14 protein-coding genes are annotated in these 12,928 nt (G+C 38.1%); 11 read left to right on the forward strand and 3 right to left on the reverse strand.

The genetic code is table 11. The features are described from left to right. The first annotated feature begins 74 nt into the window (after positions 1–74). Positions 75–479 (forward strand): hypothetical protein, encoded by a 405-nt coding sequence (locus ACMAWV_RS14215; RefSeq protein ID WP_412470142.1) that lies wholly within the window; start codon positions 75–77, stop codon positions 477–479. 30 nt (positions 480–509) lie between these two features. Here the strand turns inward: ACMAWV_RS14215 and ACMAWV_RS14220 are convergent, their stop codons facing one another. The 3 genes from ACMAWV_RS14220 to ACMAWV_RS14230 all read right to left on the reverse strand — a co-directional run bounded on the left by ACMAWV_RS14220 (position 510) and on the right by ACMAWV_RS14230 (position 3,213). Continuing rightward, complete coding sequence (locus ACMAWV_RS14220) at positions 510–1,631, reverse strand: lipocalin family protein (protein ID WP_158246875.1); 1,122 nt, start codon at positions 1,629–1,631, stop codon at positions 510–512. 125 nt (positions 1,632–1,756) lie between these two features. Beyond that, positions 1,757–2,362, reverse strand: a complete 606-nt coding sequence (locus ACMAWV_RS14225; RefSeq protein WP_412463190.1) for an FKBP-type peptidyl-prolyl cis-trans isomerase — start codon at positions 2,360–2,362, stop codon at positions 1,757–1,759. 83 nt (positions 2,363–2,445) lie between these two features. Then, the gene (locus ACMAWV_RS14230; RefSeq protein WP_412463189.1) at positions 2,446–3,213 is read right to left on the reverse strand and encodes a hypothetical protein; all 768 of its coding nucleotides are present in this window, start codon (positions 3,211–3,213) and stop codon (positions 2,446–2,448) included. Positions 3,214–3,283: 70 nt separating this feature from the next. On the opposite strand from ACMAWV_RS14230, the gene ACMAWV_RS14235 reads away from it, so the two are divergent. The 10 genes from ACMAWV_RS14235 (at position 3,284) to ACMAWV_RS14280 (ending at position 12,928) form a co-directional block, all read left to right on the forward strand. Beyond that, a complete protein-coding gene (locus ACMAWV_RS14235) occupies positions 3,284–3,820 on the forward strand; it encodes a DUF924 family protein (RefSeq protein ID WP_412470141.1) in 537 nt (178 codons plus the stop codon). A 14-nt stretch (positions 3,821–3,834) separates the two neighbouring features. Further along, positions 3,835–4,164 (forward strand): hypothetical protein, encoded by a 330-nt coding sequence (locus tag ACMAWV_RS14240; protein ID WP_412470140.1) that lies wholly within the window; start codon positions 3,835–3,837, stop codon positions 4,162–4,164. A 33-nt stretch (positions 4,165–4,197) separates the two neighbouring features. After that, positions 4,198–4,530 carry a hypothetical protein gene (locus ACMAWV_RS14245; RefSeq protein ID WP_146037857.1) on the forward strand — a complete coding sequence of 111 codons (333 nt, stop codon included), beginning with the start codon at positions 4,198–4,200 and terminating at the stop codon, positions 4,528–4,530. Between the two features lie 49 nt (positions 4,531–4,579). Beyond that, positions 4,580–5,803 carry a TolC family protein gene (locus tag ACMAWV_RS14250; RefSeq protein WP_412470139.1) on the forward strand — a complete coding sequence of 408 codons (1,224 nt, stop codon included), beginning with the start codon at positions 4,580–4,582 and terminating at the stop codon, positions 5,801–5,803. After that, the gene (locus tag ACMAWV_RS14255; protein WP_412470138.1) at positions 5,800–6,273 is read left to right on the forward strand and encodes a hypothetical protein; all 474 of its coding nucleotides are present in this window, start codon (positions 5,800–5,802) and stop codon (positions 6,271–6,273) included. The genes ACMAWV_RS14250 and ACMAWV_RS14255 overlap by 4 nt, the downstream gene beginning before the upstream one ends. A gap of 17 nt (positions 6,274–6,290) precedes the next feature. Then, a complete protein-coding gene (locus tag ACMAWV_RS14260) occupies positions 6,291–9,410 on the forward strand; it encodes an efflux RND transporter permease subunit (protein WP_412470137.1) in 3,120 nt (1,039 codons plus the stop codon). Positions 9,411–9,583: 173 nt separating this feature from the next. Continuing rightward, positions 9,584–10,366 (forward strand): hypothetical protein, encoded by a 783-nt coding sequence (locus ACMAWV_RS14265; RefSeq protein WP_392992538.1) that lies wholly within the window; start codon positions 9,584–9,586, stop codon positions 10,364–10,366. 120 nt (positions 10,367–10,486) lie between these two features. Beyond that, complete coding sequence (locus tag ACMAWV_RS14270) at positions 10,487–11,599, forward strand: hypothetical protein (protein WP_392992536.1); 1,113 nt, start codon at positions 10,487–10,489, stop codon at positions 11,597–11,599. A gap of 33 nt (positions 11,600–11,632) precedes the next feature. Further along, positions 11,633–12,148 (forward strand): hypothetical protein, encoded by a 516-nt coding sequence (locus tag ACMAWV_RS14275; RefSeq protein WP_412463184.1) that lies wholly within the window; start codon positions 11,633–11,635, stop codon positions 12,146–12,148. A 498-nt stretch (positions 12,149–12,646) separates the two neighbouring features. Continuing rightward, entirely contained in the window at positions 12,647–12,928 is a 282-nt protein-coding gene (locus ACMAWV_RS14280) for a hypothetical protein (RefSeq protein ID WP_412470136.1), read from the forward strand.

Below are 12,928 nucleotides of genomic sequence, written 5' to 3' on the forward strand. Positions count from 1 at the left end.
TAATATTTCTTACTCACTTCATATGATTTGAATTTGATTTCTGTTAGATTCAAAAAAAAATTATGAGGTTCACAATGAAAATTACTTTAGTAACATTACTTGCGCTAGTTTCACTTAATTCTTTTGCCGCAAAATTAGAAGGCAATTATGAGAGCTCTAGTGGCTGTACCGTTAGTATTGAATGTGAAGATGGATACTGTCATGCAACTGTTGAAAAAGGAGATAAGTCTCTTGTGCTTGAAGGCGAGCTAGAAACAGATAAGTCAGATGAGTTTAGACTCTATCGTCAGTATACAGGGATTGAGACTCGTTGGTTTCATGATGACGAATTCACAGGCTTTAATGATCTTGTTTTAGAGAAACAAAAGAATGGTAAATTCATGGTTGATTCTCTTGATTCAAAATATAATCTCTTTCCCCATTTCCCAAAGAAAGAGAGAAATATCATCGTTTGTAAAAATCTTGTAAGAGTTCAATAAAAAAGGGCCAGAATCTGGCCCTTCTTTTTTCTAAAATATTACTTCAGTCTCAACTGGATCTGTAATTACAATATCCCCATCATGATCACCGTCATGATTGTCACCATCTGTATGATCATTAGGCTCAGTTGGTTCTACTGTCGGTTCAGTTGGCTCAGCAGGCTCAACAACTTCATATACTGGAGTTCTCTTAATATACTCCGGTCTAAAACCTTGATTTACAGCAATTTGTACTAATTCTTCATATTTTGACTCAGCAATTTCTCTGTCACGAGTCAAAATGAAGAGCGTATTTCTATTTCTATCAGCTACGATAGCTTCAGTATATTCTTCATCGAGGTGGATGATTTGGTAGTCGCCAGCGCCAACACCAAAGTATCCAAGTAGAGGAACAAAGCTAACCTTAAGTTTTGCATTTGAAATCTTATCCACTACTTTTGCATAAGCTTTATCAACTTTTTCTTCACCATTAACTAGCTGACATGAGTTTTTAACTCTAATGCGGTTGTGCTTAAGCTTATACTCTGCTTTTGTTCCCTGACATCTTAGGTTAAAGAAGGCGTCATATGCACCTTGTTGGTACCAAGTACCAAGGTAGCGAGATAGGTCAACATACTCAACTGTTTGGAAGTTGTTTGCAGGAAGCTCTTCAGAAGGAAGTAATACTTCATTGATTTCATGAACAATGATATTTCTATCGTGTTTCTTTAATGTTCCAAGACGTAGTGTACTTGAGTTTAGGATAAACTCTTCGCTGTCTTGATCCACAAGAATAACTCTTCCGTGGAATGTCTTAACTTCTTTCTTTTGTCTAAGATCGCTTTTTTCATGGCGGCCATATCCAATGTGATAAAGTAAAAGCTTTCTTAGCTCAAGTGGATTTGCTAGAAGGTACTCAACTGTTTCAGGTGGTAACTTAGCAAATGCTGCATCATTCGGTGCAAAGATAGTGATCGGGTGATCGATTGTTACGATATCATCAAGGCCTGCAATTTTGGCCGCGCTTAAGAAATTTCTAAAACGTTTTGTGTGCTTCATTGCACCGACTGTCTCTGTTGTTGATAATTTTACTTCTTCTCCGCTTTTTCTTTCTGCAAGAGCAGTATTAAAGAAAAATGGTAGTGTTGCCAAAAAGATTAATACTTTTTTCATGAATCCTCCCATAAGTTATGGATGGAAATGTAGCTTTTTATTAACAATTTAGAAGTTTAAGTTTGGTTAAGAAAGGTTATGAGAGAGTTAAGAAAAAAGGGCCAATGACTTGGCCCCTATGAAACTTATACGTTTGCTTTGATAAGTTGTACTTTGAAAATAAGAGTTGAGTGTGGAGGAATCTTTGCTCCTGCACCGTGCTCACCGTAAGCAAGCTCAGATGGGATTGTTAGTTCCCAAGAGTCTCCCTCTTTCATCAGTTGAAGAGCTTCTGTCCAACCCTTAATTACACCACCAACAGGGAATTGAATTGTTTGTCCTCTTTGGTATGAAGAATCAAAAACAGTTCCATCAATTAGTTTACCTTCGTAGTGAACTTCTACAGTAGACTCTGCAGTTGGAGTTGCTCCTGAACCTGCTTCTAGAACTTTATATTGTAGACCTGAAGCTGTTGTTGATACACCTTCGGCTGCTTTATTAGTTTCAAGGTATGCACGACCTTCTTCAGCTAGCTTGTTCGCTGCTTCAGCAAGTTGTCTTGCCATGTGCTCTTGGAACTCAGTCATTGTTTTTTGAGTTTCTTCTGGTGATAGTTGGCTTGCTTCACCTTTCATTGCAGATGCTACAGCATTTGCGAAAATTTCAGCATTGATTTCCATTCCTTGTGCAACAAAATCAGATCCAATTTGGCGACCGATAATGTAGCTTACTTTTTCCATATGAGTTTCCATTAAATACCCTTTGTTTGGTTAAATTCTACTAATAGTGGGCACCTTAGCATTTAATAGAGAACATGTCGAAAAATAGGAGGTATTTAGCGCAATGTTCCGTTTTTCTCGCCACCTGGGTACCAACATTCTGGACGCTCTAGGTCTAAGATTCCGTTAATCATCGTATCAAAACGACATTGGGCACTAGGATAAAATGACGGGGCAGTATTTAGCTCAGTCGCTACATTTGAAGAGTATGTCGCAAAACTTACTTCATCACCATTGCTTTTAAAGAAGGCCTGATCTGCTTCCATAGCAGTTAGAAGTCTTAGACAAGTAAAGTACTCATGCTTATCTTGTTTTGAGCATAGATCTTTGTAGATTGATTTCTCTTTTACTTCACGTAATTCTGGAAGGTATTTAAAGACGATCGCCAAGCAGTCTTTTGTTGCAAAGTAATCAGATTGACCTTCCATTGAAGAGTGATAGCCCATATTCATTGGATCATCTTTCTTTGGAGCTCCACCGATACCGTGTCCGATCTCGTGACATGCCGTTAGGGCCAGCCCGTCAGGAGTCATTCCAGCAAGTCGACCAAAGCCACCCATTAAGTAAATACGGTGTTCAATTTGATCTTCTTGATTTGTGGCCTGAACATATGAGGCATGGATCATATCAATATCCCACCAATACGAATCAGGTAAACCTGCAATTGGTAAGTTAATTTGTAAAACTTCATTTTGTGACGGGGCAAGTTCACTATAAGCTTGGTAAAGAGCAGTTTTTACTTGCTCATACTCATCCTTGCTAACGGCCGCAAAGACTGATTTTGTTAATGTAAATAAACACGCTAGAAGGATTAATTGTTTCATGACAAGGTTCTACCTAGATTTCAAATTTTGAACAAGATATCGGGTAATTTTTCATTAAGTAGGAGAGTTTATGTATCACGAAGTACTTGATTTTTGGTTTGATGAGCTTACTGAAGAGCAAAAGTGGATGAAAGATGCTCGAATTGATCGCGAGATTGAAGAGCGCTTTGGCAGACTTCATACAAAGGCAGCAAAAGGAGAGTTATTTGAATGGAGGGAGGAGCATCTGGGTCGTTTGGCCGAAATTATTATCCTCGATCAATTTTCTCGTAATATCTATCGTGGTGATGCACGCTCCTTTGCAAGTGATGATATGGCCTTGGTCTTGGCCCAAGAGGCAATCCTCCAAAAAGCCGATGAAGGTTTTACGACTAGAAAGAAACACTTTCTCTACATGCCCTATATGCACAGTGAATCTCTTACCATTCAAAAAGAGGGATTGAGACTATTTGAAAAATTAGATAACGACATGGCCCTTCAATATATGCATCAGCATATGGCCATCATTGAGCGTTTTGGCCGCTATCCACATCGCAATGGAGTTCTTGGTCGAGAGTCAACACCAGAAGAGATTGAATTTTTGAAAATGCCAAATTCTAGTTTCTAAGTTATGATTAAAGAATGAAAGATGCAAAACTAGTGTGGTCTGATGAGGCCGGTGATTTAAGAAAAAAAAATAGTAAAAATAATTCTAATGAAGAAGTTAATGAATCTGAACTTGTTTTAAAAATTAGAAGACTAACTTCAGGAAAGGGAAGAGCGATTATTGAAATTAGCGATCTTCCTGCAAATAAAAAATGGTGTCAGAAACTTGCTAAGGATTTAAAAAAATCTCTTGGTGTTGGAGGTGCCTTTAAAAACGACTATATCGAGGTTCACGGCGAAAAGCTTGATCAAGTTAAGGCGCACTTCGATAAAAAAAATTTAAAGTGGAAACAGATTGGAGGCTAGACTCCAATATCTGAGCATGTTAGTATTTTACTCATGATGCGAATTCTACTTTCACTATTCACAGTCTTTATGATTTTTGTGAGCTTCACTCATGAGGCCCATGAAATTAAATTGTCTGTAAATAATATGGAGAGTACCAAAGTCGAAAAATCTAAATTGGACCATCCAGATCATTGCGACGATCACGACAGCGGTTCTGATCACTGTCATATTCATTGTACAGGTCTTCACTTCTTGGCCAATCTCGAACATACTGTCGAAATTAAATTACCTCTAATTGAAATTAATATCACACAAACACCAAGATTGGATTTCTTCAAATCCCCATACCTCGACCCGGCAAAGAAGCCACCTTCTTTATCGTAAATTTTCAAATTTAAAGTTTTAACATTCTTATTTAAAAAGGATTAATGCGATGAATACTAGTCGAAGTAGCATCGTGATTCTTGCAATGTGCATAGGCTTAAACACCTATGGACAGAGTTGTCGTATCACTGATGCCAATGAATTTTTGAAGAAAATTAAGTCAAATCATCAAGTCAATTACTTGGCAAAGGCCAATGAAGAAATACTTGATGGTGAAATCAATTCGGCCAATCAGGTTTATAACCCTGAGGTTGAAACAGAAGTCGTCTCTGCAGGGAGTAATGAAATCTCTTCCATGATTAAGCTAACTCAAACTTTTGAGCTAGGGGGAAAGAGAGGTTCACGTAAAGCATGGGCACAGAGATTAAAAGAGCTTGGAAGTCTTGAGTCTAAAGGTGAAAAGGAAAAGGTTGTTTTAGAAAATATTCTAAATATGTATCGCCTTAGACAAATTCAAGAACTCATTCCCGTTTATCAAGAATCTTACGATTCTCTAAAGAAAGTTCTTGATAAGAAGAGCAAGATTAGAAAGTCATTATCACCAAGCCAAGAAGTCGAGTATGAGACTCTTTCGTTTGCGATGGATGATTACTACATCAGGCTATCAGAACTGATTGCTGAAAAAGCAAATCTACAAGTCCATTTAAAATTAAATGCAGGAAAGAATTGTGTTGTCACAAAAAGTGCTCTGCCAAAATTATTTAAGTTTAAAAAGATCAACTTAAAATCACTAGAGTTAAAAGATAGCACTGACTATAAGAAAGGACTCGCACAACTTGCCGTTGCAAAGGCCGAGTATGATGTGGCCAAGTCCAATGCTTATAGTGATCTTTCGATTGGGCCTATGTATGAATACTCCAAAGTTGATGATGAGAAAGAGCATGCCTTTGGTCTAAGCCTTACTTTTGACTTACCAGTATTTAATACAAATGATGGAGCAAAGGCCAAGGGGATGGCCGCAGTTAAAAAGGGTGAGTTCCAAATTCGTTACGATGAACTTGATCTTCAAATTGATCTTAAGAATTGGATTCAAAAATATGAACGCTATCAATCAGTATATAAGAAAATGGTTTCTCAGGCCGTCTTAGAAAAGAAGCATAAGAGAATAGAAAAGCTCTTTGATCGCGGTGTGATTTCAACATCGCTGATTATTGAGGCCCACAGACAAATGGTGGACTTTTCCATTAGGCGAAATGACTACGAAATGGGAGCAGTCGAAGCTTTATGGAATATCTATTTACTAAGAGGAACAATTTTAGAGGAACAAATATGAAAAAAATATTCTTACTAATATTACTGATCGGTTTAGTTGGTTGTGAGTCTCATCATGACGAACACAAACATGATGAACACAAGCATGAGGAACATTCTGACCATGACGATCACGACGACCACGACGATCATCATGGACACGGGGAAGAGAAAACTGGTGAAGGCAAGGCCATCACGAAAGTTGATGAAAGGCACGGTTTTCAGTTGTCTAATGAAGCGCAGAAGAGACTTGCTATTAAAACAACTACGTACACAAAGGGATTTGTAAATATCCCAGATAGTGCCTACGTTGTGGTTGGTAAAGAGCGTGCGCTTTATCGTAAAAGAGCTGGCTTCTTTAAGTTAATAGACGAGCATGAGCTGACTGGAGCATTCACTAAAGGGGATGAAATTGTTGTTAGCGGAATTGGTCTTCTTCGCGTTTCAGATATCTTCTCAACAGATGAGTCTGAATATGGCCACGCACATTAAGGACGGGGGCAAGAATCATGATGAATAAAATAATTGAATTCAGTGTTCATAACCGTCTCTTTGTTTTTATTGCCACAGCAATTCTCATCATTGGCGGTATTTACTCTTTTGATAAATTATCAATTGATGCTGTTCCAGATATCACAAATACCCAGGTGCAGGTTAATACTCCTGTTGAAGGGCTAACTCCTGAAGAAATCGAAAGAATGGTAACGTTTCCAATTGAGTCGGCCTTAACGGGAATGCCAGGAGTTGAGCAAACTCGATCTGTATCGAAGTACGGTATCTCTCAGGTTACTGTCATCTTTAATGATGATGTGGATATTTTTCGAGCAAGACAATTAACTTCTGAAAAACTTGTTAATATTGATCTTCCTATTGGAATAAAACCTGAGATGGGGCCAATTAGTACGGGCCTTGGAGAGATCTTTCACTACTCTTTAAGTTTTAAGGGAGAGGTAAAAACTGAAGAAGAGGAGATGCTGAAGCTTATGGAGCTTCGCTCAATCCAAGATTGGTTGATTAAGCCAAGACTTCTAACTGTTAAAGGTGTGACAGAAGTTAACACAATTGGTGGTTATGAGAAGCAATATTTCATCCAGCCTGATATTGATAAAATGGCCCGCTTTGGAATTCACTTTGATGATATTGAAAATGCCATTGAGAGTACGAACCAAAATGTTGGGGGAGGATATATTCCTCAAACTGGTGAGCAACTTCTTGTTCGCGGTGTTGGTCTTTTAAAGAATATCTCTGATATCGAAAATATTGTTATCAAACGCCTTGGTTCTCTTGATATCATCCGTGTTAAAGATGTGGCCGTTGTTAAGTTTGATAAAGAGATTCGCACAGGAGCAGCAACTCATAATGGAAAAGAAGTTGTCATCGGCACGGCCTTTATGCTTCTTGGGGAAAACTCTCGTGCTGTATCAATTAGACTTGAAGAGCGTATCAACGAGATTAAAAAGGATCTTCCTTCATGGGTAAATCTCGAAATCGTTTATAATCGTTCGAATATGGTTAATGCTACCTTAAGTACTGTTGAGCATAACCTAATTGTAGGGGCCGGACTTGTCATGGCCTTTCTCATGCTACTTGTGGGGAATATTAGGGCCGCAATTATTGTTGCTGCAACAATTCCAATTTCACTTTTAATTACTTTCATTCTAATGCGCTGGCAGAATGTTTCAGGAAACTTAATGAGCCTTGGTGCTCTGGACTTTGGGATCATTGTTGACGGTGCCGTTATTGTTATTGAAAATTGTGTCCACCGCTTACAAAAGAGAACAAAGGAAATTGGGCGCGCCTTAACACGCGCTGAAATCAAAGATCTTGTTGTAGAAAGTGCAATAGAAATTCGTTCTGCCGCAGGCTTCGGTGAGATCATTGTCATTACTGTTTTCATCCCTCTATTTGCCCTAACTGGAGTTGAAGGGAAGATGTTTGGTCCAATGGCGACAACTTTCATTATGGCCCTTGGTTCGGCCCTCGTTCTATCTTTTACTTTAGTACCAGCATTGGCCGCAACATTCTTAAATTCAAATACTAAAGATCGTGAACCTAAGATCATGCTTCTTGCCAAGCAAGCTTTTGCTCCAATTTTAGAATTGGCCCTTAAGTTTAAAAAGACTGTCCTTGGCTTTGGCGTATCTGCTATTGCTCTGGGGGGAGTTCTTTTTATGGGCCTAGGATCTGAGTTTATTCCTCAATTAGATGAGGGGGACTTTGCGGTTCAGTTTATTCGCCCAGCAAATATCAACATTGAAAATTCCATCCATCTTCAAAGATTAAGTGAAGATGTCATCAAAGAATTTCCACAAGTCAAAACAGTTTTTGGGAGAACTGGAGCAGGTGAGATTAGTACTGACCCTATGGGTGTTAATATTTCGGATTCATATGTCATGCTTAAGCCAGTTGATGAATGGCCAAAAAGTGATCTTATTCAAAATAAGAATGATCTAATGGAGGAAGTGAAGAAGGCCCTCGCTTTAAATATACCAGCTCAAGTGGCAATGTTCTCTCAACCAGTAGAGCTTCGCTTTAACGAGTTACTTGAAGGAACAAGGGCATCTGTTTCAGCGAAAGTTTTCGGGGAAGATTTAAAAGTCATAGAAGAGATTGCCAATAAGGTTTCTGAAGCCATTGCAAAAACACCTGGAGCAGGTGAGGTTGAAGTTGAATCAAAGGGGCTTTCTCCAATGATTCAATACACGCCAAAGCTTGAGGAGCTTGCAAAGTTAGGCGTTAGTAGCAAACCTGTTCTTGATGTTATCTCAACGGCCATTGGTGGTAGCAAGGTTGGTGATATTTATGATGGTGTTAAGAAGTATCCAATCATGACTCGCTTATCTGCTAATGAGAGATCTGATGTGGAAACAATTTCAAATCTTCCGGTGGGGATTTCTGAAGGGTACACTGTTAAAATAAAAGATGTCGCAGATATTGAACTTTCTGAGACATACTCATCGATTAATCGTGAGAATTCAACTCGAAGATTGGCCATTTTAATTAATCCACAAACTCGTGATATTGAAAACTTTGTTAATGTAGCAAAAGAGATTGTTGAGAAAGAAGTAACTCTTCCTGAAGGTTATTATATCGAATGGGGTGGAAGTTTTAAGAATCTTATTTCTGCTAAAGAAAGACTAAGTATTCTGGTTCCATTGGCTCTGCTTCTCATTTTAGTGATGCTCTATGCGGCCTTTAAAAACTACGCCCAAGTCTTATTGATTTTTCTATGCGCACCAATGGCACTCATCGGTGGAGTTCTATCACTAAAGATTTTAGGATTACCATTTAGTATTTCTGCTGGTGTTGGATTTATCGCTCTGTGTGGGATTAGTATTCTAAATGGTGTTGTTCTTGTGACTTACTTTAATAGACTCTTAGCAGATGGAAAATCACCAGATGACGTTGTGAGGGAGGGGACAATGGTTAGACTTCGTCCAGTTCTTATGACGGCCTTAACGGATATCTTTGGTTTCCTACCGATGATTTTTTCAACTGGGCTAGGGGCAGAGGTTCAAAAACCGCTAGCGACAGTAGTCGTTGGAGGGATTATTTCAGCAACTCTTCTGACTCTTGTCGTTTTACCTTCATTATATCGATTATTTATTGAGCAAATGAAGACAGAATAAGCTCTAAGGTCTTGAAATTTAAGAATATTCTTAAGTTTCAAGACCATTTTTCCTTGTTTAAAATAGGCGTCTAAATCTAAGACATCCATTGGTAAATTTTCAAATTACTCGATAGATTTGCTGGATGTGCTATTTTATTGCCAATCTTTTAAGAAGGTAGCAGGGAGCCTGAATTGAATAAGTTTATTATTGCCACAGCAATCACTTTATTAAGCACTCAAGCATTTGCATCATTATCTGTTAATGATGGATTATCAAGTTGTCGCTTTTCAAATAATGAGGCGGCAATAAATTATGCCCGTGCCTTAGACGGCTCTACTAAGGCGGCAGCTCTTTTAAAGAGAGGAGATCTTGGTCAGGTTGAATCATGTTCGACGGCCATGACAGAAGCTCTTGCAAAGGGTGTAAGCTATAATGAATTAGCTAAGACTGTTAACACAAATTTCAATCACCTTGAAAATGGTATGGAAATTACGATCGAGCTTCGTGGTAAGGACTTCTATGAGGTTAAGGGAGATGCTCTTACTGGAACAAAGTCGACAATTGAAGGTGACTTCGACATGGTTATTAGTGTTGAAGGCTCACGTAATGAAATCTCGCAAGGAGTTCCTACTAAGCAAATACTTAATAAAATGAAATTAAACGTTGTCTCTAAAAAAGCAGTTCAAATTATCTTTGAAGAGCATGAAATTGATATTGTGGTACCAGCAGTGGTTAAGAAGACTTTATTTGGTAAGCTAAAACAAATCTCAATTAGTGCAGAGAACTTAGAAAGAGCAATCGCTCCAGCTCTTACGGCCCAAGGCCTTGATTTAGCAGAGGGCTTCAAATTGAATACGGAAAAAGGGTCTTTCACAATGGACTACTCTGTTTCAGCAATGGATTGTGGAGTCAATCAGCTCGATGAATTCGAGTGTGGCTCATCTTTTATCTTTCAATTATCAGCACAATTTTAATTGGCATAACTAGGGCGAGGCCATGTCGATGGCCTTGCTATCTTATTGATATCTTTAGATCTCTGACATAAAGATTTAATAATTGATATAATTACTCCGTTAAGCGTATGGGAGATAATTATGAGGAATTCAGTTATTAAGTTCTTGGTACTTGTTGGCCTTTTGGCGACAGTGTCCCAATCTCATGCAAAAATGATTGTGGAGAAAGAAGAATATTCTGGAGAAGCAATCGTTGAAGACTTCGCTTTAAAGAATTTTTACCGAAGGTTTGTGAATATCACAGATAGTTACAATCAGAGGCGCAAGGATCCAGAGTCTTATGCGCAATCCTTTAAAAATATCAAAGAACAGCATAAGTACTTTCGCTGGTTAAAGAAGAACAAAATTGGTGAACTTCCACCAGCAACTATTAGTAATGGTATAGCTACCATTAGGGTTGGAAATTATAAATTACAATATTCGATTCAAACCCTAGTTAAAAACCAGTTCCTCTTAAATGAGCGTCCTATCGACCTTCAGAAGCTCGACTTTAATAAGGCGTTTAATGAGTTAACGGATAAAGTTAAGGCCACTCGTAGGTTTACTGTCCTTGATTTATTAATTCCGACGGCCCATGCTGATGCCATGAGTGGACTTGAAAATACTCTCTTAGCAACCATGCTCTATGTGAATTCTGACTTCGCAGAAAGAGAGTGGTGTATTTCTTGTGATGATGAAAATGCAGAGGTGACTAAAAAGAATCTAGAGAGACTTCTAACAAGAGTCGATCAAATGCTTAACTCGTGTGAAAATGAAACAGCTAAGATAGAAGATATTTATTCAAACCTTTCATTCTTTGCAGGGGACGATGATCAAGGTGGTTTCCGTTCTCAATCAGCATCAACTTTAAAGAATCACTTTCCTGCTATTGAAGGTGAGCTTAAGGATGTTTCTTGCGAGAAGCTCGTTTACAATGTGTACAAAGATGAAATTAATCCAGCGGATAGAAATCTCTTTGTTGAATACTACCGCTTAACACCAGAAAGACAGGCCCGTAATCAAAAAGCGGTGGCCAATTATAAAAGAATTGTTAAATCAAAATGCGATCGTATCGCAGCTCTTAATGTCTGTATGATCAGTAATTATTATGGAGCTGAGGATATTTACAATGATTCACGCTCTCCAGGACAAAAGGAATACGATCGCCGTCGTAAGCCTTCGAAAGAGTATCAGATTCGCGGTATTACTCAATAGGCAGCTTAGGAATTATGTGATAGAAAGACGACTATGGAACAATTACAAGAAACATTAGAAGAAATATTAGAAAGAGTAGAATTTAAGAAAATGGATCAATTTGAAGAACTTCTTCATAAATGTATCCACGTCTCTAATGACTCATCAAAAAGTACATATGCAATCTATGAAAATATGGTTTTCAAATTAGATGCATTCTTTAAAGGCTTTGTTAATTTTCAAAACGAATTCGGTAAAGATAAGAAATACATTGCTGCAGTTCATGCACTAAGTGCCATCTGCTATGGCCTAGGAATCGAGCTTGAAGACGAAGAGCTTTTCATCATTTACCATCTAAAAGACCAAGGTAAATTCAGAAAAAGAGAAAAAGATCTTCATGCTGAACTTAAAAATCTTTGGGCCGGCTATCCTTACAAAGAATTTGCCATGGCCGATGTGGACTTCTCTCACTCATTAAAAAACTTAATGCGTGCAAAATTCATCGACTACCGTCGCGGCAACCTTCATATCAATCAATCTTTGATTATACGTTTTAAAGATCGCTATTAAGCACCCGCAAAATTGGCCGCCCTCGTCAGCTTCGGCTCCTGCCTCTCGCTGACATACCGGTCATCCTGACCATAAAGCCAGTCTATTGTTTGCGGTGCTAGGCCCCCCACTCTTTAGCTAGAGATTAGCGTCGAGAGCGAGGGTCCAAGCCCGAGCGGTTCGTCTCAGGGCCAATGGGAAAGTCTCCTCAATAAAAAACGATATCTCATAACATTTTTGGCTGTTTCAATACTTAACAATTTTGCCAAATTTTTGTGGATTTTTTTTAATTTAGTCATCTAATTTTATAAAAATCACTCCATTTCTAAAGGTTCTCTTTAGGAATAGGTCAGGAAGTTTCGGTATAGATTAATATAATTATTAAGACATCAGTTTTTTCCTGAATTTCACCTTAAGTATCTAATAATATTGATATTTCTAATGAAAAGTTATTTTGTTTTTCAGAAAAATTTATTGTGCCCGATACTCAGTTAAATAGAAATATTTGATGAGGGATAAATGAAAAATTCATTCATAGTTTTAGTATTTTGTAGTTTTTTACTGATTAGCTGCATTGAGAAAGAAACATCAATTTCAAAAGACAAGAACTCAGAAGTTTCTTCAAGCTCTTCTTTCGTTCAGGAAAGAAAAGAGGAGCTAACAGAGCTTAAAAAAGAGTTAAATGATACGCCTTATTCTTTATCGAGGTCGGAACTTGATGAGTTAAAGGCCGATGGTGCTATCTCTGAAGAGGATTATCAGGAACTACTTCTTTTAACTAGTAATCAAAACTCAAATTAA

This window comes from Halobacteriovorax sp. RT-1-1 (assembly GCF_047085455.1).
In the GTDB taxonomy this organism is placed as follows: Bacteria; Bdellovibrionota; Bacteriovoracia; order Bacteriovoracales; family Bacteriovoracaceae; genus Halobacteriovorax_A.